The organism is Nocardia flavorosea NBRC 108225, from assembly GCF_001613385.1.
GTDB classification, from domain to species: Bacteria; Actinomycetota; Actinomycetes; order Mycobacteriales; family Mycobacteriaceae; genus Nocardia; species Nocardia flavorosea.
On record NZ_BDCG01000021.1, the window covers coordinates 229,161 to 255,097 of the forward strand.

A 25,937-nucleotide genomic window follows, 5' to 3' on the forward strand; every position below is an offset into this window, starting at 1 on the left:
GACGAGGGCAAAGTTTTCCGGCCTCCGCCCGAATCACCGGATGACCGGCGCGGCCGTGATACGGCCCTCGGCTGCCGCCGCGAGCAATATCGCGTGATCGCGGGCGCTGGGACCGGCGTAGTCTTCCGCGAACTCGGCCATGGCCGAGTCGAATTCGTCGCCGGAGCCCAGGTTACCCGGTTCTCGTACCCGGAGCCGTCGAGGTACCCGGCCAGCACCGAGGGCTGCGCCTCCTTGGCCTGGAGGAACAGCGGGTCACCGCCGGGGCCGCGCAACAGGACGATCCAGCAGCGGGTTCCCACACCCACGACCTTGCGGGCCGCGTGCACATTGTCGAACCGATCCAGCAGATAATGACGGTCGGGTTGCAGGGTGGAGCGGTAGTCGATCAGCCGTCTCATCATGGTGCGATGCACCTGCTCGGCGTCGGCGCCGGTGAACAGTTCCTCCACCGGCACGATCAGCGGCGGTGTACTGACGATCCGCGGCTGCCCGCCGGGTCCGGTGGTCGTGAGCTTCGACAGGGCATGCGCACTGTCGCGACCCCACGCCTTGTCGATCGTCTTCTCGACCCGCTTCCGCGTCGAGGCATCGAGTATCTCGCGCAGCCCCGCCATTTCCGCCTCCGCCTCGAGATGGGAGTACCACACGTCGAGCTCGCCACGCCCCGCCTGGTATTTCATGGTTTCGCGGTACTCGGCGGCGCAGGCCTTGGTGATGCGATGACGCTGTTCGGTTTTGAAACCGTTGCCGCGTCCGGCGATGGCCAGGCTCGCGACCAGCCGCCGGACATCCCATTCGAAAGGGCCCGGATAGGTTTCGTCGAAATCGTTGACATCGAAGGCGAGCCGGCGCTCCGGCGTCGCGAACAGTCCGAAGTTGCTCAGATGCGCGTCTCCGCACAGTTGCGTGCACAAACCCGTGCTCGGGAGGCGGGCCAGATCGTCGGCCATCACCAGCGCGGCGCCGCGGAAGAACGCAAACGGTGAGGTCGCCATCCGGCCGTAGCGCACGGGTACCAGTTCGGGTATGCGGGTGCCGGCCTGGGATTCGAGGAGGGCGAGCGGGTCCCGGTCGTCCCCGGTTCCCACCTCGGCGAGTGCGGCCAAAGGTACCCGCTCGCGCTGCCGAGCTCCGCATTCGACTCGCTGCGCGCGGTGCACCTGCGGGTCCATCGCAGGCTCGGCACCTGCATGAGGTCGGGCCATGGGCGAACGGTAGATGCGGTCCGATCCGCACGTCGTCACCCGGCGCGGGTGAGAACACGGCACCACACGGCACCGTTGCCGCCCGTTGCCGTCGGCGGCCCCCGGCTTCCCGGGCCGACCACGCAGCACTGTGCTCGAAACGGGGAGCGATCGCCGGGCTGTCGTGCCCGACTCCGGCCGGGGGCATCGACCGATACCGTAGTTGCGCTTCTCCCCGCGGGGTCGCGGAACGTCGAACCGCGTGTGGAGAGGTGGTAAGCCCGGCTGCTCTACGGCCGGGAGGACGTCACTGCTTCAGGGTGCGGTCGAACAGCTCCCGCAGTTCCCGGAAATGCCGCTCGGCCGCTTCCTCCTGGTAGGCGGCGGTATCGGACATGGTGTAGCCGTGCAGGGCGCCTGGGTAGACGGCGGTGCGGTGGTCGACACCGGCGGCCTCCAGCGCGCCATCGAACGCAGCGATCTGTTCGGGAGTATTGGAACCGTCGTTGTCGGCATGGCCGGCCAAGACTGCCGCCCGGACCCGGGAAATCTCGGAATGCGGGCTGTCGGCGTCCTCGGTGACGATTCCGCCGGTATGGAACATCCCGATCGCCGCCACCTCACCCGGGCGGTGCGCGGCCAGCCGCAATGCGATCCGGCCGCCGAAGCAGTATCCGGTCGCGCCGACCGCGGTCCCGGTGACACCGGGTAGCCCGTGCAGCGTCTCCAGCCACACCTCACCGTCTGCCCGCAGTACCTCCGGCGTGAGCCGGGCCATCCGCTCACCCACCCCGGAGGCGAAGAACGCGTCACGACTTGCCGGATCGCGCAGGTCCATGGTGGGCGCGAGATCCGCGGCGCGCCCGTCCCGCCAGAAAACATGCGGCGCCAGCACGACATAACCCCACGACGCGATCCGGTCCGCGATCCGCTCGATCTCCGGACGCAACCCGATCGCATCCTGGAAGAGCAGGACTCCGGGCCCGGACTCGCCGGACACATATCCTTCAGCACTGCCACCGGGAAGCGATATCTCGAACATCGTCACCCCCGCGACCCTACCGCGGCAAGAGAACGCGCTGTCGCGTGTGCCGGTCGGCGGCCCAGCGCTGGAACTCGGCGGTACCGCGCTCGGCTCCGATCACCGGTTCGGATCGGTCATGATTCCACGGGGCATAAGGTCGCCCGACAGCTGCATATGTACTTCGGCGTCGGCAAATTCGACGTGCCCGGGGAGCATCGGGCCGCCCAGAACGGGTACCGGGACGAAGGCATGCAACGTATCGGGGCCGACGGGGCCGAGCTGGTCGACCACCCGATCGAACAGTGGGCTGCCGTCGTCGCCGTTGCCTCCCCGCGATACCGGTCGGTTCGCCCTGCCGCTGCTCAGCTGGAACATGCTGTCGCACAGGTGTTGCGCCGGGATGAGCATCGGCTGCCCGGTCCACGGTGGCGCCGACGGCCGGGGGAGCGAGAGCAGGTGCTGCCGGGGCCCTCGCTCCACGATCTCACCGATGGGCAACTCCCCGAGTCCATTACCTGGGCGATCGGCGCGGTGCACCTGCGTGCCCGGGTGCGCGGCGGGGCGACACTCACCGGCATCGCGGACGACCATATGGTCCCGGTCGGTGTACTCGAACCGGTCTACCGCGACGCGGCACGAGCCGGATACGTGACGGCCGAGGGGGATTGGCTACGACAGACCGACAGTGGAACGCAGCAGGCCGAGCGTTTCCGCCGGGTCTGGCGTGGCCGGCTGGACCGGCATCTGGAGGACTGGTCCTTCGACGATCCCGCCGACAAGGCCCTGCTCGACCGAGCACTGGACAAGGTCGCCGGCGAACTGCTGGACGAACAGAGCCGGCGCCCCACCTTCGCCGGCTGAAGGAGCAGGAGCCCTACCCGCCGCGAGCCCTGCCACCAGACGCCGTGCGTAGCGCCGCAACGGTTCGGCGCGCCACTCCGGGGCGGCTCGGGTTCGCGCTCGCGCTGTCGATCGCCGGCCCGGGCGGCACACCGAGCACGGCGGCCGGCCGCTCCGGGCCGCGGCGGCGCAGTCCGCCGTGAATGTGCCCCGTCAGGAGCGGGGACGCGGGACCTTGTTGCGGTACATGGCGGAATCGGCGGCCTGCATCGCCTCGTCCATTGCTGTCGGCGCATCCTCGAGATACACCGTGCCGATACTCGCGCCGATTGTGATCGTCCGGTCGCCGATCTCCATCGGCACGGTGAGCGCGGTCTGCACATCCGCACTGAGCATGGCCAATTCCGCCGTTCCGGTGCACCGCTCCAGCACGGCGATGAACTCGTCACCGCCCAGACGGGCCGCGAGTCCACCGGCCGCCGTAACGGTTTGCCGCAGACGGGCCCCGACTATCCGCAGCACCTCGTCACCGACCGTATGCCCCACCGATCGTTGACCTCTTTGAACCCGTCGAGGTCCAGATAGGCCATCCCGATCGGTGGCGTCGCCACGGCCAACCGGTCGAAGAAATGGCCGCGGTTGGGCAGGCGGGTGAGTTCGTCGTGATTGGCGTCGTACCAGAGGCGGGCGGCGAGTTCCCGGCGTTCGGTGACATCGACCGCCACACCGATCAGGAAGCGGACCTGACCGCTGTGGTCGCGGACCGCCGACATCGACAGATCGATCCCCGTGGAGGTCCCGTCCGGGCGCGGGTGGTCCAGTTCCATCCGGAACCGGTCGATACTGCCCGTCAGCAGCTGAGTCATCCGCTGGTAGGCGTCACCGATATCGGCGTGCCCGACTACATCGGCCACCGGCCGGCCCGGCATGTCCCGGACGTCGACGCCGAGCATGTCCGCGAATGCCGCATTTGCTTCGAGGACCCGACCGTGGATGTCGACCGTCCCGATTCCGACCGAAGCGCCCGCGAACACCGCCGCGAAACGTGCTTCGGAGAGTTCGCGCCGACGCTCGGCCTCCTGGGCGGCCGCCAGCGCTGCGGCCAGCGTGGCCTCCTGCTCCGACAACGCTACCGAGCGAAGTGCCGCGGTGAACCCGGTCGCGAACTCGGCGGCCACGAGCACCGCGCGGTCGTGTACCGAGTCGCCGGCGGACGGGTCCGTGGCCTGGACGTGCCGGGCCATCTCCGAGCAGATCAGCGGGATCGTCCGGCCGGCCACGGCGGGGTCGCGGTAGTTCGCCGCGACCAGTGACTCGGCCGCGTACTTCCCGGCCTCCGTCCCCGTGGTGCCGCGTAGGGCGGCGAGCAGTTGTCCGACCTGTTCGGTCAGGAGTTCCTCGATCCGGTCCCGCGTCAGTGTGGGCGCCACCGCGCCGTCGAGCGCATCGGCCCAGCAGACCGCGAGTTCCCGCGCGGTCACCCTGATCTCCTGCGCCGACTCGGCCGGGTCAGGATTTGCACCCCACACCGGCCAAGCCCAGCGACCGCCCCGGGGCCTCGTGCCGATCGCGCTCCGATTCCGGCCGCCACATCGGCAGTTCGACCACACCGGGTTCCACGAGCTCCCAGCCGTCGAACATCTCGGTGATCGCGGCACGCGAGCGGAACTGGATCCCCACCTGATTGCCGTGCTGCGAGGATTTGTGCAGGGCGGCAGCATCGTCGGGACGCAGCGCCGAGGTCAGATGTGAGATGGCGATATGACTCCCGCTGGGTACCGCCCGCCGGAGAGCGTCCACCTTCGCCGCGGGCAGATCGTCGTCGGCGAGGAGATGCAGTACCGCGATGAGCAGGATCCCGACCGGCTGTTCCGGATCGATCAATCCGGTATCGCGGATCCGCGCCAGCAGATCGGCAGGTTCCCGCAGATCGCCCTCGATGGCGCCGTAATTCTGTTGGCCCACCAGGATCGCCCGCGAATGGGCCACGGCCACCGGATCGATATCCACGTAGAGCACCCGTGCCCCGGGATCGCATTCCCGGACGATCTCGTGGACGTTACCGGCGGTCGGGATACCCGATCCGATATCGAGGAACTGGGTGATGCCCGCTTCGATCAGGTAGCGCACCGCTCGCCGCAGGAACGCACGGTTGCTCAGCGCCAGCCGCGGCAGGTCCGGCACCAGCCGGCTACCGCGCTGGGCGGCGAGCCGATCGACTTCGAAATTGTGCGAACCACCCAGCAGCGCGTCGTACATCCGCGCCGGGCTCGGCTGCATCATGTCCACACCCTCGGGTGCCCAGGCCGGCCTGTCCATCTCATCCCCTCTGCGCTCGAAACCCGTCCCGGCCGTGTCACGCTCGGCCGTGTCCGGGAAACCCCTGCGCTGCGCTACGGACCACCCGTGCCGCGGCGGACCGGTGCCCGCTCGGCCGAATTGCTGTTACGGCCGTAAGGCACTGTGCGCATAATAGCCGGTACGGTCCCCGTCCCGTCAGGGACAACGCGGCTCGAAGCGCTCGACCGAGCGCCGCACGGAGGGGCGGGATCCGGCGGGGGGTTGCGGCAGAATCCGGCTTTGTCCGGCTGCGGCGGGCTATTCCGCCCCGGGGACGACCCCGCGTGGCCGGATCAGCGGCAGGTCGTTGTAGGTGACGATGCCGGGCGGTGCTGCCACGACGGCCGGGATGGCGTTGATCGCCGGCATCGCGGTCATGATGTGTCCGAGAGTCATGAAATCCGCGATGGTCTCGGCCTGGAAATCCGGTGGTGGCAGGAAGCTCACGACGTTCTTCACGGTCGGCCGCCCGTCGACCTGCAGTACCCAGCCGTCCTGGTCGATCTTCCAATCCGGTTCCAGGGTCTGTCCTTTGCGCCAGCGCACGGTGAGCTCCACCAGTGTCCGGCCGGCGACGATACCTTTCCAGCTCGCGAATACGCCGGCCACACAGCCGGCGGGGATGGTCCACGAGCCGAGATCGAGATCGGCTGTGGTCCGGGCGTACTCGGCGTCGCAGCGTACTTCGTCCAGTTCGACGCCCAGGGCGTCGGCGATCAGGCGCACCGCTTCCCCGAACACCGCCGTTCCCTCGGCGGTCATCGCCTGGAGGCCGGGATGGTCGATCGGCCGGCCGAAACCTACTGGGCGCTCGGTGGCCGGGGAATCGTAGAACGTGGTGTCGGCGGCCTCCGTGACGGTCACTTTGTCGACGCGGTCGCAGATACCTGCCGAGACGATGGCCAGCAGGTTCACGAACCCCGGGCTGATTCCGGACCCGAACATGGTCGAACCGCCCCGATTGCACGCGTCGATGATGCGATCGCGTCCGGGGCCCTGGCGATGGCCGGTGATGAACGACGATGTCGACACCACATCCACGCCGATTTCCAGAATCCGGACCAGTTCGTCGACGTCGATCCACATCGGGTTGTAGACCACGCAATCCGGTTCGAGTGCGAGTAGGGCGCCGATATCGTCGGTGGCGGTGATTCCGACGGGATCGATCCCGCACAGTTCGCCGATATCGCGGCCTACCTTCTCCGGTGACCATGCGTAACAGCCGACGAGTTCGAGGGTCGGATTCGATACGACAGCACGAACCGAACTCTTCCCGACATTGCCGGTCGTCCACTGGACGACCCGATACCGACGATCTTTGGGCACCTGCTCAGCTTAGGGTCGACGGCCGATTTGCGGAATGGATACTCTGAAATTCGAGAATGCGATTTCCTATCGGATGTCTGGTCGGGCCCGGATGTCGGTGCGGCCGGATCGGATCCTCTTCGGTGGTTTGCATCACAAAGGCGCGGAGCGCCGGACCGGAAGCGGTGTGTGTCACATTTTGTGCCGAGTGAATCGCAGAATCCGCCGGGTCCGGGAGCGCATGGCAGGTGGGTTCGGGGACAACCGGTGAGCGCAGGTCGTCTCGCCTGGAAAGGCCTGTCCGGCAAGCAGCTTCGGTCCCGTGAACGACGGGGGCCGGGCGCAGGTGAATTCCTCGTTGAACGTCCTGCGTATGCCATCCGGGCGAGCCTTCGGCCTGTCAAGCTCTCGTCAACCTGTGTTATCCAGAGGTCACAACACGGTAATATCGAATTGCTCGCCGAGGCGTGTATCAGGCGAGCCCCGCCGGATCGAAGGTTGGTGAGACCACCCATGTCGGTATCGATGTTCGACGAAACCCTGCCACGCGGTGAACGAGACGGGGTCGGGCTGCGGGTCGGCGCAATCATCGATCGCGGTGGTGAGGTGCTGTTGCTGGAGCTACCCAGTACCGGCCCGATTCGTCCCACTCGTAAACTGCCCGGGGCCACTGTGGAGCCCGGTGAATCGGTGACCGGCGCCCTGATTCGCGGTGTACAGGAGGAGACCGGGCTCACGGTCACCGGTGTCCGCCACCACGTCGGCGACTTCGACTATCTGTCGCCCGCCGGTAAACCGGTGCGGCGCCTGCACTTCGCGGTCGAGGTCGAATCGACCGGCCCCGTCGTGCTGACTGCGCATGCGAGCTACGTCTGGGCGTCCCTGAACAGCGGCGACCTGTCGGTCACCTCCTCGGTTCAGAAGATCCTCGATACCTATCGGGAACTCGTCTACCGCTGAGCGAACCCTGTGGCGCTTCCCGGCCGGCGCTACCGTGCCGGAACCCGCGGATCTCTGCGCCGACCGTCCTGTGCCGGCACCGGCCGGTGGTATGTCCCGAGCTCGCGCCGCTCACCGAATCGGCGTATGGGCCGTCTGCGATGGCTCGGTGGATTCCGTGCGTGGGTCGTTCGGCCGGTGCTCGCTGCGTGGCACCGCCGAGACCGGCGGCCGGCGCAGGCGCGTCCGTACCGCACTTGCCGCACAGCCGATCACCGCGGCAGCGCCGACAGCGGTGGCCCAGCTCAGTTCCTCGTTCAGTACCAACGCCGCCCAGCACAGCGTGAATGCGGGCTGGGCCAGTTGGACCTGACTGACCTGCGTCATCGGCCCGATCGCCAGACCGCGGTACCAGGGCAGGAAACCCAGGTACATGCTCACCACGCCGAGGTAGGCGAAGGCGGCCCACTGCGCCGGCGAACCCGTCGGTGGCTGCTGGGCCACGGATATGCCGGTCAATACCACCATCACCGGAGCGGACAGGACCAGCGCCCACGAAATGGTCTGCCAGGCACCCAATTCGCGGGCCAGCAGACCGCCTTCGGCGTAACCGCAAGCCGCGGCGACGACCGCGCCCAGCAGTAGCAGGTCCGACCAGTGGGGACCGCCGAAACTGCCGCCACGGAACGCAGCGAACACCGTCGCCGCCACGGCGCCGGCGGCCGCGGTGAGCCAGAAGGCCCGCGGCGGCCGCTCGTGGCCGCGGAGAACGGCCAGTACCGCGGTCGCTGCGGGTAGCAGTGCGATCACCACGGCGCTGTGACCGGCCGACGCCTCGGTGAGTGCGAAGGATGTCAGCAACGGGAATCCGGCGACGACACCGGCGGCGACGATACCCAGCCGGATCCATTGCCGACCCCGGGGCCGCTGTTGTCCGGTGAGAGCCAGCGCGCCGCCCGCGAGCAATCCCGCCACGACCGCGCGTCCCGCGGCTACGAAAAGCGCGGTGAAGCCATCGTCGGCCAGGGTGATTTTGGTGAGCGGCACGGTGAACGAGAACGCAAGGATGCCCAGTAGGCCCCAAGCCGGACCCGAATATCGGGACGATAGCGGTTCCGGGGAAGGGGGAGTAGCGCTACTATGTTCTCTCATGTCTGAGGATAGCACCTCTCGTATCGCGGCGGAGCTTCGCGACTGGATAGCCGAGGCCGCGCCCGGTGCGCAGCTGCCGTCGACCCGCACCTTGGTGACCCGGTATGCCGCAAGTCCGGTCACGGTGCAGAAGGCGCTGCGCATCCTCACCATGCAGGGGTTCATCGAAAGCCGGCCCGGAGTAGGGACTTTCGTCCGCACGGTGCGCGACACCCGTCCGCACGACTACGGGTGGCAGACCGCCGCACTGGGGACACCGCGTCATCGCTCCGCTCGGTGGTTCACCGCGTTGCAGACGGTCGCCAACGACCGGATCGCCTTGCACTCCGGCTATCCGGACCGGGAACTGCTGCCCGAACGGCTGGTCCGGGGCGCCTTCGCGCGGGCCGCCCGCGGCGACGCCACAGTCAACCGGCCACCCAGTAGCGGTCTGCCGGATCTGCAGGCATGGTTTGCGACCGAACTGGCAGCGGTGACCCCCGCCGGTGTGATGGCGCCCGCCCCGAGCGACGTCGTGATCTTCCCGGGCAGCCAGAGCGGTCTCGGTACGGCCTTCCAGGCGCTGGTCGGACCGGGCCGGCCGCTGCTGGTGGAATCGCCCACCTATTGGGGTGCGATTCTGGCGGCGAACCGGGCCGGTGTGCAGATGGTCCCGGTCCCGAGCAACTCAGACGGTCCGCGCCCCGAGGATCTGGCGCGGGCATTCGAGCGGACCGGCGCTCGCGCGTTCTACGCCCAGCCACATTTCGCCAATCCGACCGGCGCGCAATGGCAGCCGGAGCGGGCGGCGGGGGTGCTCGATGTGGTGCGCGCCCACGGGGCGTTCCTGATCGAGGACGACTGGGCGCACGATTTCGGTATCGATACCGTCCCGATCCCGCTGGCCACCCACGACGATGCCGGCCATGTGGTGTATCTGCGGTCGCTGACCAAAAGTGTTTCGCCGTCGGTCCGGATTGCCGCTGTCGTCGCCCGGGGGCCGGCCCGGGAACGGATCCTGGCGGACGCCCAGGCGGAGTCGATGTATGTGAGTGGCCTGCTACAGGCCGTCGCCCTCGAGGTGGTGACCCAGCCGGGCTGGCGCACCCATACGCGCAGCCTGGGCCGCCGGCTGGCCACCCGCCGTGATCTGCTGATCGCCGCGCTGCGTGCACACCTTCCGGAAGCCCGCCTGGAGGTGGTGCCACGCGGTGGGCTGCACCTGTGGGTGCGATTATCCGATTCCACCGATGTGGCTCGGCTCGTCCGCGAGTGTGAGGACGACGGGGTGATCATCGCGCCCGGGGACGAGTGGTTTCCCGCCGAACCGACGGGTGCCTATCTGCGGCTCAACTACTCCGGCCCGAATCCGGGGGCATTCCCCGAGGGCGTGCGGGTCATCGCCCGGGCGCTGGCTCGGCAGCGACGATAGACCGCGCGGGTACCCGGTCGGGACAGTGTCCGCGACCGGGTACCCGTAGGGGATCAGTCGGGGAGGACCGAGATGGTGCCGCGGCAGACCGCGTTCTGGGTGTTGAGCCACCACCAGCCGCCGCCGGTCCGGGCGGTCACCGTGAAGGCGACGGTGCCGACGCCGGTCCAGGTGCGATTCACCGGAATACCCGGTTTACCCTTCAGCATCTCCTCGTCGCTGACGCTGGTCCCCGATGCTCCGGTGGTCTCGTTGTGCCAGTCGACCTGCACCTGGGTGCCGTACGGCGTCGTCGTGGGAATCGGGAACAGGCTCGCGGGCGGGTTCGGCAGATCGTTGTTGCCGCTGAGCAGTAGCGCCGGTTCCAGTTCCCCGCCCGGTGGCCGACTGGCCCCCGAACTCGCCCGGATATGCCAGGTGAACGGTGGCGCCCACGCCAGCGGATTCGCGCTGCCGCAGGTCATGACGGTCGACGAGGGTGGCTGGGCGGCGGCGGTGCCGGCACCGGCCGTGAGCAGGGCGGCGGCCGCGGCAACGGCGGTTGCCGGGGCGAGTGCTGCGGTGACGAGCTGACGTGCGCGAGGCATCTGGGCTCCCTGATCCGGTAGAGGATTATCGGTATTCCGCGTGGACAAGAATATCCACCCGGATGTCGCTGCTGTGCGGGTTTCCGTTTCGCCCGGTGCGCCGGACGCCGGACCGCGGCGTTCGGTTCCGGCGTATGAGCGGCCGCGCCGCCGGCACACCGGCTCAGCTGTACCGGGCGAGATACCGGGCCAGATAGCGGCTGTCGCGTCCGGCACCGTGCAGAGTTCCGGAGAGAATATTGCGCTGATACTCCAAGCCGAGGAAGGCCAAACCCGGGTGAGCGGTCGAGATGCCGTTCCGGTGTGGCGGGAAGCCCGCGGCGTCAGGTGGGCACAGTGTGCTCAGATGGGTCAGCGCCGGACGGTATCCGGTGGCCAGGACGACGTGATCCACTTCCTCGCTGCGGCCGTCGGGCCAGTGCAGGACCGGCCCCTCCGCCCGGGTGAACATCGGCCGGGCCTCGGGATTGCCTTGTTCGAGGATGCTGCGGTACCCCTCGGTGTCCACGATGGGGATCGTGCCGCTGTGGAAGAACCGGCCGATCGGCAGCCTGGATGCCAGGGATATGGCCCGCCAGAATCGGGAATCGGCCGGTATCGGTTCGTTGGTCGCGTAACGCAACGGGGATCGATGCGCCAGGATCACCGGCGATTCGGCAGCGAGTTCCACGGCTATCTGGACGGCCGAGTTGCCGGAACCGACAACGACGACCCGCCGCCCCGCGAAGGGGTGCGGGCGACGGTAGTCGGCGGCGTGCAGCACCTCCCCGGTATAAGCGGACAGCCCCGGGAGTTCCGGGCGGTACGGATTGGCGAAACTGCCGGTGGCTGAGACCACCACCGGCGCGGTGAACTCGGCGCCGGTGGTGGTGTGCACCCGGAATGTTGCGCCTGACCTGTCCACGGTGGCGACCCGGTGCCCGGTGAGTACCTCGCCCGGGATCGCGGCCGCGCACTTCCGCAGGTAGGCGGCCACCTCGTCACGCGTCGGGTAGCGGTGCGGATCGCCGGGGAAAGGTCTGCCGGGCAGTGCGTTCAGCTGTGCGGGCGTGAACAATCGCAGCCTGTCGTAATAGTTCGGCCAGGATCCGGCGGTATCCGAGCCGGCTTCGAGCACCACCGGGCGGAATCCGTACTCCGAGAGGGCCGATGCTGCGGCTATCCCGGCTTGGCCTGCGCCGATAACAATAGCGGGGGTATCCATGATGGCCGTGATCGTGACATTTCGGGCACGGGGACGGCCACGGATTTTCGGCGGCCGGGGTTGCTGCGCCGTCGTTCAGTCCCGGGCGTGATCCTCGGCGAAGACCTTGCGGCAGGAGGGTGCGCAGAACGCGTAGTCGACTCCGTCGAGGGTGTAGGTGATCTGCGCGGTCGCCCATTCGACCTGCATCCCGCAGGTCGGGTCGATGGTGAACCCCTCCGGGGCCACGGGCAGCTGCCCGGAATCGCGGAAGTCCTGGGTCATCAACCGGGTCAATTCGGTGCTGGTCGTGGACCGGCCGAGTGTACCGGCACAGTGTTCGCGCAGGCCCACTATCTGCACGATACAGTGCGGTTCGCGGTTCAGGCGCTGGGTGTCGGTTTCGGTGGCGGCGATCGCCGCGGTGATCATCGGGATGATGTTCTTTCCGAAGTCCGGGTCGCCGCTCCAGGAGCCCGGCACCGTCAGCCGTACCAGGTAGCGGGGTGCAGTGTCGGTGGCCGGACCGCCGGTGACCCAGGTTCGCGGCTGCTGGATCAGCACATGGGTGAATTCACGGGCTTTGGCCATCGTTGCCTCCGGGGCTTCGTCGTAGCCGGTGAGTGCTGTCATCACCCGGTCGGCCAGATCCTGTTCGGCGCGGGCGTCGAGTTCGCGGCCGGTGACCGATATTTCGAGGGTCATCATGGTGAATCATTCCTCCGATGTAGGGACGGGAATCGGGGTGGTCGATGCGCTGTGGCGTGCGGCCACGGCGAGCAGTTCGCCGACGGACCATTGGTCGTCGGCGTAGGCGCCGAACTTCGCGGCGAGGACGGTGCCGCCGGGGTGGATCAGGAAATCGGCGGGGAGACCCAGGCGGCCGCCTTCGGGACGGGCAGGCGGCGCGGGGCGTTCACCGCGCCGCCCCGGCAGTTCGGTAGCGATCGCGCGGGTGATGGTCCCCCAGCCGCGTGGGTCCAGCAGTGCCCGCGCGCCGGTCTCGACGCCGAATTCGCGATACAGCCTGCGGTCCGGGTCGGCGATGACGTCCAGCGGCAGATCGCCGGTGTACTTGCGGAGCTCGGCGGCGCTCGAGTGGAAGACCACTACCTCCCGGATACCGGCAGCCCGGATTTCGTGCAGCCGGGCGACCACCGACCGCAGGTGCAGATTGCATACCGGGCAGCCGGCGAAACGGCGAAATTGGAGGTGGGTGAGCCGGCCGGGGTCGGGCAGGGGTATCTCTGCGCCGGTGATGCCCGTCAGGGTGCGGGCGGCTACGCCGTCGAGTGGCGGCATCGGATCTCCTTAGGTGTACGACGTACGCTTATAATCGAGTATGCGCGTATCCAGTACGCTGTCAACCCGTGCCCCGGCCGCGTTCCCTCACCGACGAGCAACTGGTCGCCGCCGCGCTTTCGGTGATCGACCGGGACGGTCTGCCCGGCCTGACCATGCGCGCGGTCGCCCGGGAGCTGGGAATGGCCACCATGGGGCTGTACCGCTACGTTGCCGACCGGCAGGCGTTGGAGGTCCTGGTCGTCGACCACGTCTTCCACACGGTCGACCTCGCGTTGCCGGCGGTGAACTGGGCGGACCGGATCCGGATCCTGATGGAACGCCTGCGGGTCGCGGTAGCCGCGCATCCGGCCGTGGTCCCGCTGGTGCTGCGGCACCGGCAGGCGGCGCCCGGATCGCTGCTGCTGATCGAGACGATGCTCGCCGCACTCGCCGAGGGCGGACTCACCGGAACCGACCGGGTCGTCGCGCAGCGGACGCTGATCGGTCATCTGCTCGGATTCCTGCAGAACGAGCACTATGCGGCACTGTCGGGGCCGGGGACCGTCACCATGTCCGAGCTGTCTCCCGACCGGTACCCGCACCTCTCGGGTACCGCGACCGAGGCCCGCACGCTACCGCCCGCCGAGGAGTTCCGGCGCGGTCTCGATATCGTGCTGCGCGGGCTCGGGGGCTGATCGGGCCGGGCGCGCGCACCGTTCAGCGAGAATCGTCCGGATAGTCGTCCTCGTCGTCTCCGGGGGCGATATCGGGGCAGTCCCCGGCGAGGATGGCGCCCAATCGGGCTCTGGGCGGCAGTACCGCTTCCTCGAGGATTGCCAGGACCTCGTCCTCCGGGCTGCGGCCGTGCTCGACCGCGCGTAACCGGAGGGCGCGGTAGACCGCGTCCGGTACATGTCGAACAGATAGCGTCACCATGGAGCCGTCTTTCGTCGACAGTCGTCGGTGCCCCCATTGTATTTCCCGCACTGCCCGAGACCTGGTTACCGTGCGTTTCGTTCTGGTATCGGCACACGCGGCCAGGGCGCCCTACGGCACCGGGTGCCGGTCTGTGTCATCGTATGAAAGTCATTCCCGCACTGGGAATATGACGCAAAATCGGGGATTGTCGATGCGAAGGAAATCCGGGCCGGCTGGTCTGGTGCGGTGCGCGGGCTGTTCACGCGCATCCGGAAAGTGAGGCGGAAATGAACCACAAACTCTGGTTGCTCGGGCGGCTCGCCGCGGTGGGCGGGCATATTCTCGGAGAGAAGATCACCGGGCACCGGGCCCGCACCATCGACGATGTGCCCGCCTCCGGGGCGGCACTGACCACGGAATGGCTCACTGCGGTTCTGTGCCGGGACACCCCCGGTGCGGAAGTCGTATCGTTCGAGATCGACGGTGGTAGCAGCGGCACCTCCACCCGGGTCGCGATCCGCGTGGAGTACAACGAGACCGGGCAGGCCGCCGAATTACCGCAGGCATTGTTCGCGAAAACCACCACCTCGCTCAGTCAGCGCATCCTGCTGGGCGGCGGCAAGATGATCGACGGGGAGACCCGGTTCTTCCGGGACTTCCGTCCGGAACTCGATATCCAGGCGCCGCTCGGCTTTTGGGGCGCCTTCGATCCGGCGTCCTGGCGTTCGATCGCGCTGATGGAGGATATCGCCGTCACGCGGGGGGCGGTGTTCAGCGAGCCCACCGAACCTATCGGCCGCGCGGAGATGGAAGATCTGGTGCGCAACCTGGCGCGGTTGCACGGCACGTTCTGGGAGAGCCCGGCGATCGAACCGCTGAAGACGACGAACGAGGCGCTGGCCGCGTACCTGGCCGCGATCGATATGAAGACTCGCTGCACGGTGGGGCTGGAGCGGGCGGCCGAGGTCGTGCCCGAGGAGTTGCACGGTCAGGCGGACCGGCTGTGGGCCGGGGTGGAACGGGCGGTCGACCTGGCGACGCGGGAGCTTCCGCACACGCTGCTGCACGGCGACCCGCATATCGGCCAGACCTACCGCACCGCCGACGGCCGGATGGGATACGTCGACTGGCAGGTCGTGATGCGCGGGGGCTGGGGCCACGATTTCGCGTACACGGTGAACTCGGGATGTGAGCCTGCCGACCGGCGGGCCTGGGCCGAGGATCTGCTGCGGGCCTATCTGGACGAACTCGCCGGCGCCGGTGGCCGTGCGCCCTCCTTCGATGATGCCTGGCTGATCTACCGGCAGCAATCGATGTTCGCGTACGCCGCCTGGGCATTCACGATCGGCCGGGCCGCCTATCAACCCGAAATGCAATCGCAGGAAACCTGTTTGACACTTTTGCGCCGTATCACCACGGCAGTGCACGAGAATCGGTCGCTGGACGCGTTGGGAATCTGAACGCCAGGCCGGGGCCGGTTTGGCCGACTCGGTCCCGGTCAGCCGTCTTTTCGCCCTGTGAAACGGGCCCCGGATGTGCGGACCAGTCCAATGATTTTTCCGAAAAGCGCGTGTGCCCAACCGTTTTCGAAAACAAACAGAGAGTCCGGCAGTGTCGTAACATCGCGTCGTTCCGGCTCGAGCCAGTGTGCAGGAGGAGGCTCGAACCGGTGCCCGGCCGGTGGAAAACCATCGGTCCCGCTACCAGACGTCTGGAGTTCTTCTTGAGCAGTTCGGAATATCGAAGACTCGCCCCGGCTCCGCACAGCCCCGGTTCGCACGACGATCCCCGGTACGCGCTGTATCTCCCGGAATTCGCGGCCGACCCGCATCGCGCCTACCACGACATGCGCCGGCGTTACGGTTCGCTCGCGCCCGTGGAACTGGCCCCGGGGGTGCCTGCCACATTGGTGATCGGCTACTCGACCGCGCTGCGGGTACTCAACGATCCGGAACGGTTCCCCGCCGATCCGCGGACCTGGCAGAAGGATGTGCCGGCGGGGTGCCCGGTGCTGCCGATCATGGAGTGGCGGCCGATGGCCAGCCGCTGCGCCGGCCAGGAATTCCTGCGCTATCGGCAGGCGATCACGGCCAGTATCGACGAAGTGGATATGTATGCCATTCACGCCGTGGTGGAGAACATTGCGGGTCCGCTGATCAGCTCGTTCTGCGCGGACGGGCGAGCCGAACTCATCCAGCAGTATGTTTTCCCCTTGTCGTTCCAGGTGATCAACTATCTGCTGGGCAGTCCGCCGGAGGTCGGTCAGCAGGTCGCCGCCGGTATCGCCGCCATGCTCGAGGGGGTCGACGCCGAGGCCGGTAGCCGGATGCTGGGCGAGGCCCTGGCGAATCTGGTGGTGATGAAGCGGGAGAATCCCGCAGCCGATATCACCTCGGTCCTGCTGCGGCATCCTGCCGAGCTATCCGATGAGGAGGTGTCCCATCATGTTTCCCAGGTGTACGGCACCGGGATCGAATTCGAACTCAATCTGATCGTCAACACCCTGTTGCTGATCCTCACCGACGACCGGTTCGGTGGCAGCGTACTCGGTGGCAACCTCACTTCGCGGGATGCCCTGGACGAGGTGCTGTTCAACGATCCGCCGCTGGCCAATCTGCTGGTGACTTATCCGCGGATGCCGATCCTGCTCGACGATGTCTGGTTGCCCGCGCATCAGCCGGTGGTGATCAGCATGGCCGCCTGTAACAACGATCCCAAGATCCGGACCTCGGAGCTCACGGGTAACCGTGCCCATCTCGCGTGGGGCCTGGGCCCGCATGCCTGCCCCGCGCAGTCGCTGGCCTACATCATCGCCGAAGGGGCGATCGATCAGCTGCTGGACGCGTTACCGGAGATGCGCGCCGATTTCCCCGACGACGAACCCGCCTGGCGTCCGGGCCCGTTCCATCGCTCGCTGGTGGAGCTTCCGGTCACGTTCCCACCCGGTGCGCCCCTATCGGGCGTCCAGTATGCCTCGGCACGTCCGGCCACCTATACCTGATCGAATCCGGCACAGACCTCCTCGAAGCTCGCGGGGTCGGCGTGACGCGGAGCCCGTGGAGGTCTCCGAGGGCGCCGGTCACACCGTCCCCCGCGAGCCGGGCGGCACTGCCGGGTCGTACGGGCGGCCGCAGCATTTACTTGAATCTGGATTCAAGTTGGTTTACCGTGCGGGAAGCATCGAAGGCCCGTCTGCGGCGTATCGAGCCGCGCCCCGAAGATCGGAGTTCTCCCGTGGAACTGTTCACCTCGACCGACCGCGCCCGCGAATACCGGCAGAAACTGCTCGGTTTCATGGACGAATGCGTGTACCCGGCCGAACCGGTCTACGCGGAGCAGATGGCCGCGGCCGGCGATCCGCATCATCACCCGCAGATCCTCGAGGACCTGAAGGCGGAGGCGAAGAAGCGCGGCCTGTGGAATCTTTTCCACCCGCACGAGGAATGGGGACCGGGGCTGACCAACCTGGAGTACGCGCCGCTGGCCGAGATCATGGGCCGTAGCCCGGCGCTGGCACCGGAGGCGTGCAACTGTTCGGCGCCCGATACCGGGAACATGGAGGTGTTCACCCTCTTCGGTACCGAGGAACACAAACAACGCTGGCTCGAACCGCTGCTCGACGGCACCATCCGCTCGGCCTTCGCGATGACCGAGCCCGGTGTAGCCAGCTCCGATGCCACGAATGTCGAAATGCGGATGGAACGCGACGGCGACCACTACGTCCTCAACGGCCGCAAATGGTTCGCCTCCAACGCCATGCATCGCCACTGCAAGGTGCTGATCGTCATGGGTAAAACCGATCCGGAGGCACCCAAGCACCGGCAGCAGTCGATGATGGTGGTGCCGATCGATGCGCCGGGAGTCCGGGTGGTGCGCAATCTGCCGGTATTCGGGTATGTCGACCGTGAGGGCCACGCCGAAATCGAATTCACCGACGTCCGGGTTCCGGTGACCGATGTGCTCAAAGGCGAGGGTGAGGGGTTCGCGATCAGTCAGGCGCGGCTCGGCCCGGGCCGGATCCACCATGCGATGCGTGCCATCGGGATGGCCGAGCGCGCCCTGGAACTCATGTGCGCGCGGGCCGAATCGCGGGTCACGTTCGGGCGCAAGGTCAGTGAACGTGCCAATATCCGCGACTGGATCGCCGAAGCTCGTATCGATATCGAACAGGCACGGCTGCTCACGCTGAAGACGGCCTGGATGATGGATACGGTCGGCAACAAGGAGGCGCGCACGGAGATCGCGGCCATCAAGATCGCTGCGCCGGTGATGGCGCTACGCATCGTGGACCGCGCAATCCAGGTGTACGGGGCGGCCGGGGTGACCGAGGATTTCCCGCTGGCCAGTATGTACGCCCACCTGCGGACGCTGCGTATCGCCGACGGGCCCGACGAGGTGCACAAGCTCACCATTGCCCGCGCCGAACTCGGCAAGGCCCGCGCCGCCGCCGAAACCGCCGGCTGAGTACCCGGCGCACACCGGGATTTCGTAGGGTGGGCAACTCTCCAGGCCTCGTAGGGCTCGGTGGAGCCGCTGCCGTACCGGGCTCGGCAATCGGGGCAACCCGGAGCCCTCGCTGAACTCGGCGCCACAACTGGACAGGTGGGTCCGGGCGGAGCCGAACCGGCCATGGGCTGCCCGGTGGCGTGCCGGTGCGCGGCGGTCCGCAACCCATCGAGGGACCAGGGCTGCGGCTTCCGGGTGCCCCGACGGCCTTCCCCCCAAGCAGGGGTGAGGACCGACCTCAGCGGCTTCGAGCCGCGTGAGTGCCGCCGTTGCGGGTTGGACCCGGGTGTCGTCGGCCCGACGTTTCCCGCCGGTCCATGCGCCCGCGGAGGTTCGCCGAGAATCAGCGGATCGTGGACTGTCGCCCCTGCGTCGGTAGCCGGCCGACGTAGCTGCTGTGCGCGCGGCACGCTCCGGATACGTTGGATAGGTCCGGGACACATCCGGTGATCGGCCGGTGCTGTCGTGGACGAGCGCGAGGAGGCTACGTATGACCGTGGAGACCGGTACCGAACCGCAGCGGCGGCGGCATATCCTGCTGGAACTGGGTTTCGCGACCACGATGGTGGGCGAAGAGCTGCACGGGACGGCGACGATCACCCCGCAGATGCACGCGCCGGGTACCGGCCGGTTACGGACCTCCGTGCTCGCCACCTGGACCGATACGGTGACCGGCCTGCTTGCGGCGCTCACCCTGGGACCGCGGGTTCCGGTGACCCTCGAACTCGATGTGCACCTCTACCGGCCGGCGCCCGGCTCCGGTGAGGTGCGGGCGGTGGGCCGCAAGATCAAGGCGGGGCGTTCGGTCTTCGTCGCGGAGGTGGAGTGGACCGTCGACGGCGAACCCTTCGCGTTCGGCGGCGGGTCGTTCATGGTGTCGCCGAACGAGGAACTGCGGCTACCGGACCGGATGAGTATCGATATGCCGGTCACCGGACAGCTGCTCGCGGTACCGCTGGCCGAGCGGGCGGGTTGTGAGCGGCGGGCACCGGGCACCGCGGTGCTGCCGCGTACCGACGACGGCCTGAACGCGTCCCGCACGGTGAACGGTGGCCTGATCGCGCTCGCCGCCGAGGAGGCGATGCTCTCGCTTGCTCCCGGTGCGACCCTGAGCACGCTGGGTCTGCGCTACCTGCAAGCCGCGCGAGTGGGTCCGGTCGTCGCCGACGCGACGCTGCGGGCCGATGTGGCGCGGGCGACGCTGCGCGACGCCGGTAACGAGGACCGGATAACCACGTTGGCGACGGGCCGCCTGTTCCCGGCGAGTGGCCGGTGACGGCCCGGGAGGCCGGCGCGGTGGCCGATACCGCCACCGGCCCCGGCGCCGGGGCGAAACCCGCCGGTGGTCGCCCGGCGCCGAAGAGCGCGCGCGGCATCCGGACCCGGGCCGCACTGGTGGCCGCGGCGCGGCAGGTGTTCGAAAGCGACGGGTTCGTCGATGCCCGGATCAGCGATATCGCCCGCACCGCGGGTGTGGCCTCGGGTTCCTTCTACACCCATTTCGACAGCAAGGAAGAGATTTTCTCCGAAGTCGTCGCGCAGGTCCGCGACGAAATGTTGCATCCGCATGTCCGGGCCCGGGGTGGAAGTGCCGATCCGCGGGACTGGATCGCCGCAGCCAACCGGGAGTACCTGCGCGCCTACCGGCGTAATGCCCGGCTGATGGCAGCATTGGAACAGGTCTCGCGGGTCGATCAGCAGTTCGCGGCGCTGCGCGCCGAACGGGCGTCGGCGTTCATCGATCGCAATGCGGCACTGATCCGCGATCTGCAGCAGCGCGACCTGGTGACGTCGCGGCTGGACGCACGGGTGACGGCGCTGGCATTGTCGAGCATGGTGAGCCGGATGGCCTCGCTGGTATTCGTCGAGGGTGAGCAGATCGGTTTCGACACCTTGCTCGAAACCCTGAACTGGATCTGGTTCAACGCACTGCAACTGCCCGAACCGTCGTGACCGCGGTCCACGGGGCGCGTCACACGCGCCGGGTCGCGGCGAACCCCAGAAATTTCCGGAGATAGCCCACTACCCCGCGCAACGGGACAGCCCGTGGCCAGTCGTTCGGGCGAACGTAGGCGTCCGTGCCACCGTCCACGAACACGATGCTGCCGCAAAGGAATTCGGCAGACGGGGACAGCATCATCGACACCCAGTCGGCGATGTGCTCGGGTTTGCCGAAGCTACCCGTGGGAACCGGGAACGCCTCGACCGCCTTGGCCTCGCCCGGGGTGGCGAGCTGCCGCTCCAGCAGCGGAGTCAGGATGGCACCCGGTGCGATCACATTGAGCCGGATACCGGTGCCCGCCCATTCCGGCCGGACCGCATGCCGGCGGACCCAGCGACTCACCGCGATCTTGGACGCGGCGTAGACGAAAGGTGCGGCCTGCGCGCCGAACATCCGCACGCTGCGGACCGCGCGCTCGGTATCGCCGGCGAGGAAGGCCCTGACCGTCCGGTTCTGCACCACCGGGACCGTGGTGGACGAATTGCTACCGAAGGCCACCACACGCGCTGCGCCGGTCGCGGCCAGCGCCGGCCGCCAGCCCTCGAGCAGATCGACCACGCCGAGGTAGTTGACCGCGGCGATCACCGGGAGCCGCGACCGATCGCGCACCGGCCCCAGTCCGGCCGCCAGGACCGCGCCGTCGAGCCGCCCGTCCGCCGCCTCGAGTACGGCGTCGATCGCCTGGCGTCGTCCCGCCGCGGTGGAGAGGTCGGCGACGATATCGGTTTCCTGGATGTCCACGCCGATCACCCGGTGGCCCTCGGTTTCCAGCTTCTCGGCGACGGCCCGGCCCATACCCGATGCAGCTCCGGTGACGGCATAGACACCCATGCGAAATCCTTCCGTACGACCCGGCGCGTACCCGCCCGGCGATTTCGTCAGAGTCGGTCAAAAAGGCCGGGCCGGTCAAGCGCTCGGAAACAAGGGGCGCGGGCCGGATGAGCACCGAGATCAGAACGGCAGGTGAACCCACTCGGGCAACGTGAAGCAGATGATGCCGAAGTCGTATCCGACCTGAACATCGACATCTGTGGCGGCGCCGCCCGCGGAAACGGTGTGCCGACCGATCACCGTCGGGTTCCAGTCCGCGGTGAACACTCCCGGTTCCTCCTCCTCGACCGGACCGAAGGTGCCGCCGCCGGGCCGGCCGTTCACCGAATCCGCGAAAAACACCTGCTCACCGGGTCGGCCGGTAGCGGTCACCGTGTAGGTGCAGCCGACCCCGTACTGGATGAAACCCAGGCCGAACCCACCGGAGACGGCGATATCGGTGACATAGGCCGAGGCGGTGGCAGGCTGGCCGAGGACAGCTGCGGCGGCGAGCGCGCAGGCGGTGACCCCGATGCGAAGACTTCCCGATGAGTTCATGGCCGGCTCCGGTGGTATCGGCAGGTATCGGACATCCTCTAAGTAGTGGAGCACCTGCGGATCACGGGGCACAGCCCCGGATGATCACGAAGTGTGTGCGGGGGTCACGAATGGGGTAATGCCCACCGAGTGGTTCGCGTGATACCGGCGGACGTGTAACAGCCGGGGGCCTGCGAGTGAATAACGGTGCGTAAACGTTATCGACGATGCGTGATTGCCGGGTGAATGCTGGTGAGCCGTTCGGTCGGTCGTTGGAAATATTGCCGAGCGGTATAACCGTTGCGTCCGGCATGTTCCGCGGAATTCCGCCGTCGAAAGCCCGTTATTGCGCAGCAATTTAAAGGATGGAAATTCCTTTGAATTCTGGGTATGCACCTGATGTCCGAATATCGGTATGGTCCTGTGCGCGAACCGAAATCGCAGCCGCCCGGTTCCGGGACGGTCTACGTGAGAAGGAATTGAACGTAATGAAGTTCGGCACTTTCGCCGCAACCGCACTTCTGTCCGTCGCCGCCGTCGGTATCTCGGCCGCGACCGTGCACGCCGAACCGGCGGCTCCGGCCCCGAAGCTCGAGAGCGAGGGCGTCGATCAGGGAATCGCGTACGAGACCAGCGTCGACCAGAAGACGCAGACCATCACCACCGAGGTCGAGAACGGCCGGTTCGAACTCACCCCCGACGGTGCCACGGCCGTACTGAAAGCCGTCAGCGGCGCCGTCGTGGCCGAAGTACCGCTGACCTACGAGATCTCCGGCAGCGAGATGGCCGTCGCACACGAAATCAGTGGCGACGGCACCTCTCTCGAACTCACTCCGACCGTCACGGCTGAGAACATCGGCGAGATGCGGCCGGTGAGCTCGATGGCCCGGCTCACCTCCGAACTGGAGAAGAACGTCGCCGGGGTCGCGGTCGGCGCAGTGCTGGGCGGTCTGCTCGGTGCGCTCGTCGGACTCGGCTTCCTCAGCATCATCACCGGACCGATCGGACTGCTCGTCGGCGGTGTGGCCGGCGGTTACGTCATGGGTGGACAGTCGTTCGGTGACGCCGTGGCGGCCGTCCTGCGCGGCGAACCGTGACCGATCCGGCATCGAACGAGAACGACGGTCAGCCGCCGCTCTCGAAGCAGGACAAACGCGCACGGGTAGGAGCCACCGCGGCGGCCATCGCCATCGCGGCCGTAGTGACCTCGATCGTGCTGGGAATCGGGATCGCCGCCCTGCTGGCCACGGCCGGCGGCGGTACGGAGGAGGCGACCGAGGAACTCGCCGCGCCCACTCCGCCGGCCACCAGCGCGATCGCCGGGACGACCACGACACCCGCACCACCCGTGGTGCCGGTCGTGCCGCCCTCGGCCTCCGCGCCGCCGACCACCACCCCGCCCGCCCTCGGCACCGCGGGACAGGTCAACAAAGAGGCGAAACAGGCGCCGCCGAAGGTCGAGGTCGCCGCCGGGGAATGCCTCAGCGGATTCGGCGAGAAAGAAGTCACCGAAGCGCCCTGTGGCAGCACGGAATCCCGGTACAAGGTCTCCGCCGTGGGCCCGGCCGGAACAGCCTGCCCCACCGACGGCGACGCCACCCACACCATCGCCGACACCACCCTGTGCCTCGATATCGATTGGGTCGTCGGCAGCTGTGTGGACGTATCGGGTGAGCAACCCCAGCGCGCCGACTGCGGCCCCGGCGGGGTGCAGGTGATCAGCATCCTGCCCGATACCAACAGCGTGAATGCCTGCCCGTCGGCCGACAGCGGTTTCGTCTACGACCAACGCCGCTTCGTGGTCTGCTTCGCCGACCTCTAGTCCCCGCCCCGACCGGTCGCTCTCGGCGACCGGCGGGGGGCCGGATGCCTGGGGCCGGACCTTGCCGTGTGCCGCCGGACACAAGCCCGGTCCGGCGGCCGAGCGGACTCTCGAGGTGATTCGGTGGCGTCCTCGGCGGGGGGCTCCCGGCGATTGGGAGATCGCCGGTGCCGGATCGCGACCGGACGGGCCGTTGTCCGCTGCCGGAGCGAGCCGGGCCGACCCGCGGAGTATCGGGCCGTGAGGCGGATCGGCCGGGGACAGGCAATAATTTGATCCATGCCCCTATCCCGTCGCAGGTTGCTGCATGCGGGGTCGGCCGGTGCGGTCGCGGTGCTGGCCGGTGCGGGTCTGGTGAGCAGCGCGCCGTTACGGGCGCCGCGGCTGCTCGGCGACCCGTTCACGCTGGGAATTGCTTCCGGTGAACCACTACCCGACGGCGTGGTGCTGTGGACCCGCCTGGCGCCCGACCCTTTCGCGCCCGACGGGCTGGGCGGAACCGGGCTTGCACCGGTCACCGTCGAATACGAGGTCGCCGAGGACGAGCAGTTCCGCCGGATCGCTGCCCGGGGGAGCGCGGTGGCCACCCGGGAACTCGGCCACAGTGTGCATCCCGAGGTGCGGGGTCTGGCGCCGGATCGCTGGTACTTCTACCGATTCCGTGTGGGTTCGGCGATTTCACCGATCGGCCGCACCCGCACCGCGCCCGCGGCCGGCGCGCGCACCGATCGGCTGCGGTTCGCGTTCGCATCCTGTCAGCACTGGAGTTCCGGCTACTACACCGCCTACGAGCACCTCGGCGCCGAGGACCTGGATCTGGTGGTGCATCTCGGCGACTACATCTACGAAATGGAATGGGCGCGCGGCCGGGTGGGGGCCGTGATCCCGGAGACGTTACGTGACGAGGCCACCGACCTCACCGGATACCGGCTCCGTTACGCGCAATACAAGGCCGAACCGGAACTGCGCGCTGCGCATGCCGCGTTCCCGTGGCTCTGCACCTTCGACGATCACGAGATCGACAACAACTGGGCGGGTTTCGAACCCGGCGCCGGTATCGATATCCATCTGCTGCCCGCCCTGTTCCGGCGGCGGCGTGCGGCCGCATTCCAGGCGATGTACGAACATCTTCCGCTGCGTATCGAACAACTGCCGTCCGGCCCGTACGCCCGGATGCACCGCCGGTACACCTTCGGTGACCTGGCCGATCTCACCATGCTCGATACCCGCCAATACCGTTCACCGCTGGTGTGCGGCGACGGTGCGAATCTCGTCGTCGACTGCGCGGATCGCTTCGACCCCGGCCGTACGATCCTGGGTGCCGAACAGCGCGAATGGCTGATCGACGGTCTCACCCGTTCGCCGGCGCGCTGGCAGATACTGGGAAATCAGGTCGCTATGGCGCAATCCGACTACGACCCCGGCCCCGCCGTAGCGGTGGGGACCGACGCCTGGGACGGCTATGTCGCCGATCGTGACGCGGTGCTCGCGGCGGCAGCCGCCCGCGGCCGGGGTGATCTGGTGGTGCTCACGGGTGACCGGCACGAGAACTATGTGGTCGATATCCGCGGCGACTACCGGGATCCGGGGTCGCCGGTGGTGGCCACGGAATTCACCGGCACCTCGATCACCACCGGTCGTGACGGCGCCGATCTGACCCCGCGTGGCCGGACCCTGCTGGCCGCCAATCCCGATATGAAGTTCTTCAACGGTCAGCGCGGCTATGTCCGGGTGGAGGTGGATCACCAGTTGTGGCGCAGCGACTTCCGGGTGGTGCCGTTCGTCCGTGAGCCCGGCGCACCCGTCGTCACCCGAGCGAGTTTCGTGGTCGAACACGGGCGGTCCGGGGCCGAATCCGCCGGGGAACCCGCGCCGGCGACCGCGCTGCCGCAACGAGATGATTCCGGTCATCAGTCGGAAATAGACGCGGGCGGCTGAAAGCCGGACTGTACACCCCGTCGCCGCGCCCATGGTGAGTTCTCGAGAGCCGGGCCGCCGGCCGGGAGACCATCCGGACAGACCGCCGGTCGCGGATTTCACCGCTATCTGCACGCGGGGGTACCGGGCGGACTTCGAAGCGCATGTCCGAC

At 68.0% G+C, this 25,937-nt stretch carries 24 protein-coding genes and 2 pseudogenes; 12 read left to right on the forward strand and 14 right to left on the reverse strand.

All coding sequences use genetic code 11. The features are described from left to right. Nucleotides 1-33 precede the first annotated feature (33 nt). From NFL01S_RS27775 to NFL01S_RS37695, 3 genes and pseudogenes are all read right to left on the reverse strand, one after another. Nucleotides 34-1,175, reverse strand: a pseudogene (locus NFL01S_RS27775) (DUF2252 domain-containing protein). Nucleotides 1,176-1,494: 319 nt separating this feature from the next. After that, complete coding sequence (locus tag NFL01S_RS27780) at nucleotides 1,495-2,229, reverse strand: dienelactone hydrolase family protein (RefSeq protein WP_062979249.1); 735 nt, start codon at nucleotides 2,227-2,229, stop codon at nucleotides 1,495-1,497. Between the two features lie 99 nt (nucleotides 2,230-2,328). Beyond that, the gene (locus tag NFL01S_RS37695) at nucleotides 2,329-2,802 is read right to left on the reverse strand and encodes a T6SS immunity protein Tdi1 domain-containing protein (RefSeq protein ID WP_157117022.1); all 474 of its coding nucleotides are present in this window, start codon (nucleotides 2,800-2,802) and stop codon (nucleotides 2,329-2,331) included. Between NFL01S_RS37695 and NFL01S_RS37700 the strand changes: the two genes are divergently transcribed. Further along, complete coding sequence (locus tag NFL01S_RS37700) at nucleotides 2,803-3,072, forward strand: hypothetical protein (protein WP_157117024.1); 270 nt, start codon at nucleotides 2,803-2,805, stop codon at nucleotides 3,070-3,072. Between the two features lie 192 nt (nucleotides 3,073-3,264). Here NFL01S_RS37700 and NFL01S_RS37705 read toward each other — a convergent pair. The 3 genes and pseudogenes from NFL01S_RS37705 to NFL01S_RS27805 all read right to left on the reverse strand — a co-directional run bounded on the left by NFL01S_RS37705 (nucleotide 3,265) and on the right by NFL01S_RS27805 (nucleotide 6,717). Beyond that, nucleotides 3,265-4,295: pseudogene (locus NFL01S_RS37705) on the reverse strand (diguanylate cyclase domain-containing protein). Nucleotides 4,296-4,560: 265 nt separating this feature from the next. Beyond that, nucleotides 4,561-5,370, reverse strand: a complete 810-nt coding sequence (locus NFL01S_RS27800) for an SAM-dependent methyltransferase (protein ID WP_062979252.1) — start codon at nucleotides 5,368-5,370, stop codon at nucleotides 4,561-4,563. Nucleotides 5,371-5,649: 279 nt separating this feature from the next. Further along, a complete protein-coding gene (locus tag NFL01S_RS27805; protein WP_062979253.1) occupies nucleotides 5,650-6,717 on the reverse strand; it encodes an NAD(P)H-dependent amine dehydrogenase family protein in 1,068 nt (355 codons plus the stop codon). 492 nt (nucleotides 6,718-7,209) lie between these two features. Here NFL01S_RS27805 and NFL01S_RS27815 point away from each other — a divergent pair, with 492 nt between their 5' ends. Continuing rightward, entirely contained in the window at nucleotides 7,210-7,656 is a 447-nt protein-coding gene (locus NFL01S_RS27815) for an NUDIX hydrolase (protein WP_062979255.1), read from the forward strand. Between the two features lie 111 nt (nucleotides 7,657-7,767). Here the strand turns inward: NFL01S_RS27815 and NFL01S_RS27820 are convergent, their stop codons facing one another. Further along, on the reverse strand, nucleotides 7,768-8,787 hold the full coding sequence (locus NFL01S_RS27820; RefSeq protein WP_084493309.1) for a DMT family transporter: 1,020 nt from the start codon (nucleotides 8,785-8,787) through the stop codon (nucleotides 7,768-7,770). On the opposite strand from NFL01S_RS27820, the gene NFL01S_RS27825 reads away from it, so the two are divergent. Beyond that, nucleotides 8,786-10,198 (forward strand): aminotransferase-like domain-containing protein, encoded by a 1,413-nt coding sequence (locus NFL01S_RS27825; RefSeq protein ID WP_062979256.1) that lies wholly within the window; start codon nucleotides 8,786-8,788, stop codon nucleotides 10,196-10,198. The two genes, NFL01S_RS27820 and NFL01S_RS27825, sit on opposite strands and share 2 nt — an antisense overlap. A gap of 53 nt (nucleotides 10,199-10,251) precedes the next feature. On the opposite strand, the gene NFL01S_RS27830 is transcribed toward NFL01S_RS27825, so the two are convergent. The 4 genes from NFL01S_RS27830 to NFL01S_RS27845 all read right to left on the reverse strand — a co-directional run bounded on the left by NFL01S_RS27830 (nucleotide 10,252) and on the right by NFL01S_RS27845 (nucleotide 13,270). After that, complete coding sequence (locus NFL01S_RS27830; RefSeq protein WP_062979257.1) at nucleotides 10,252-10,785, reverse strand: hypothetical protein; 534 nt, start codon at nucleotides 10,783-10,785, stop codon at nucleotides 10,252-10,254. A 163-nt stretch (nucleotides 10,786-10,948) separates the two neighbouring features. After that, complete coding sequence (locus NFL01S_RS27835) at nucleotides 10,949-11,989, reverse strand: flavin-containing monooxygenase (protein ID WP_062979258.1); 1,041 nt, start codon at nucleotides 11,987-11,989, stop codon at nucleotides 10,949-10,951. 75 nt (nucleotides 11,990-12,064) lie between these two features. After that, nucleotides 12,065-12,676, reverse strand: coding sequence for a YHS domain-containing protein (locus NFL01S_RS27840; protein ID WP_062979259.1), 612 nt, complete (start codon nucleotides 12,674-12,676; stop codon nucleotides 12,065-12,067). Between the two features lie 6 nt (nucleotides 12,677-12,682). Continuing rightward, nucleotides 12,683-13,270, reverse strand: coding sequence for a peroxiredoxin-like family protein (locus NFL01S_RS27845; RefSeq protein ID WP_062979260.1), 588 nt, complete (start codon nucleotides 13,268-13,270; stop codon nucleotides 12,683-12,685). 68 nt (nucleotides 13,271-13,338) lie between these two features. Between NFL01S_RS27845 and NFL01S_RS27850 the strand changes: the two genes are divergently transcribed. Then, a complete protein-coding gene (locus NFL01S_RS27850; protein ID WP_062979261.1) occupies nucleotides 13,339-13,947 on the forward strand; it encodes a TetR/AcrR family transcriptional regulator in 609 nt (202 codons plus the stop codon). Between the two features lie 22 nt (nucleotides 13,948-13,969). Here the strand turns inward: NFL01S_RS27850 and NFL01S_RS27855 are convergent, their stop codons facing one another. Next, a complete protein-coding gene (locus tag NFL01S_RS27855; protein WP_062979262.1) occupies nucleotides 13,970-14,188 on the reverse strand; it encodes a FitA-like ribbon-helix-helix domain-containing protein in 219 nt (72 codons plus the stop codon). A gap of 269 nt (nucleotides 14,189-14,457) precedes the next feature. Between NFL01S_RS27855 and NFL01S_RS27860 the strand changes: the two genes are divergently transcribed. The 5 genes from NFL01S_RS27860 to NFL01S_RS27880 all read left to right on the forward strand — a co-directional run bounded on the left by NFL01S_RS27860 (nucleotide 14,458) and on the right by NFL01S_RS27880 (nucleotide 20,629). Continuing rightward, nucleotides 14,458-15,630, forward strand: coding sequence for an aminoglycoside phosphotransferase family protein (locus NFL01S_RS27860; protein ID WP_062979263.1), 1,173 nt, complete (start codon nucleotides 14,458-14,460; stop codon nucleotides 15,628-15,630). 263 nt (nucleotides 15,631-15,893) lie between these two features. After that, a complete protein-coding gene (locus NFL01S_RS27865) occupies nucleotides 15,894-17,171 on the forward strand; it encodes a cytochrome P450 family protein (RefSeq protein WP_062979327.1) in 1,278 nt (425 codons plus the stop codon). A gap of 239 nt (nucleotides 17,172-17,410) precedes the next feature. Beyond that, entirely contained in the window at nucleotides 17,411-18,634 is a 1,224-nt protein-coding gene (locus tag NFL01S_RS27870) for an acyl-CoA dehydrogenase family protein (RefSeq protein ID WP_210744895.1), read from the forward strand. A 532-nt stretch (nucleotides 18,635-19,166) separates the two neighbouring features. Next, nucleotides 19,167-19,952 (forward strand): PaaI family thioesterase, encoded by a 786-nt coding sequence (locus NFL01S_RS27875; RefSeq protein WP_062979265.1) that lies wholly within the window; start codon nucleotides 19,167-19,169, stop codon nucleotides 19,950-19,952. Further along, complete coding sequence (locus NFL01S_RS27880) at nucleotides 19,949-20,629, forward strand: TetR/AcrR family transcriptional regulator (RefSeq protein WP_245670919.1); 681 nt, start codon at nucleotides 19,949-19,951, stop codon at nucleotides 20,627-20,629. Before NFL01S_RS27875 ends, NFL01S_RS27880 begins: the two co-directional genes overlap by 4 nt. A gap of 19 nt (nucleotides 20,630-20,648) precedes the next feature. On the opposite strand, the gene NFL01S_RS27885 is transcribed toward NFL01S_RS27880, so the two are convergent. Next, nucleotides 20,649-21,509 carry an SDR family oxidoreductase gene (locus NFL01S_RS27885; RefSeq protein ID WP_062979266.1) on the reverse strand — a complete coding sequence of 287 codons (861 nt, stop codon included), beginning with the start codon at nucleotides 21,507-21,509 and terminating at the stop codon, nucleotides 20,649-20,651. Between the two features lie 120 nt (nucleotides 21,510-21,629). Next, entirely contained in the window at nucleotides 21,630-22,046 is a 417-nt protein-coding gene (locus NFL01S_RS27890; RefSeq protein WP_062979267.1) for a hypothetical protein, read from the reverse strand. A gap of 467 nt (nucleotides 22,047-22,513) precedes the next feature. Between NFL01S_RS27890 and NFL01S_RS27895 the strand changes: the two genes are divergently transcribed. The 3 genes from NFL01S_RS27895 (at nucleotide 22,514) to NFL01S_RS27905 (ending at nucleotide 25,785) form a co-directional block, all read left to right on the forward strand. Next, the gene (locus tag NFL01S_RS27895) at nucleotides 22,514-23,122 is read left to right on the forward strand and encodes a DUF8020 domain-containing protein (protein ID WP_062979268.1); all 609 of its coding nucleotides are present in this window, start codon (nucleotides 22,514-22,516) and stop codon (nucleotides 23,120-23,122) included. Continuing rightward, nucleotides 23,119-23,847 carry a hypothetical protein gene (locus NFL01S_RS27900; RefSeq protein WP_062979269.1) on the forward strand — a complete coding sequence of 243 codons (729 nt, stop codon included), beginning with the start codon at nucleotides 23,119-23,121 and terminating at the stop codon, nucleotides 23,845-23,847. Before NFL01S_RS27895 ends, NFL01S_RS27900 begins: the two co-directional genes overlap by 4 nt. A gap of 279 nt (nucleotides 23,848-24,126) precedes the next feature. After that, entirely contained in the window at nucleotides 24,127-25,785 is a 1,659-nt protein-coding gene (locus NFL01S_RS27905) for an alkaline phosphatase D family protein (RefSeq protein WP_062979270.1), read from the forward strand. Nucleotides 25,786-25,937 lie beyond the last annotated feature (152 nt).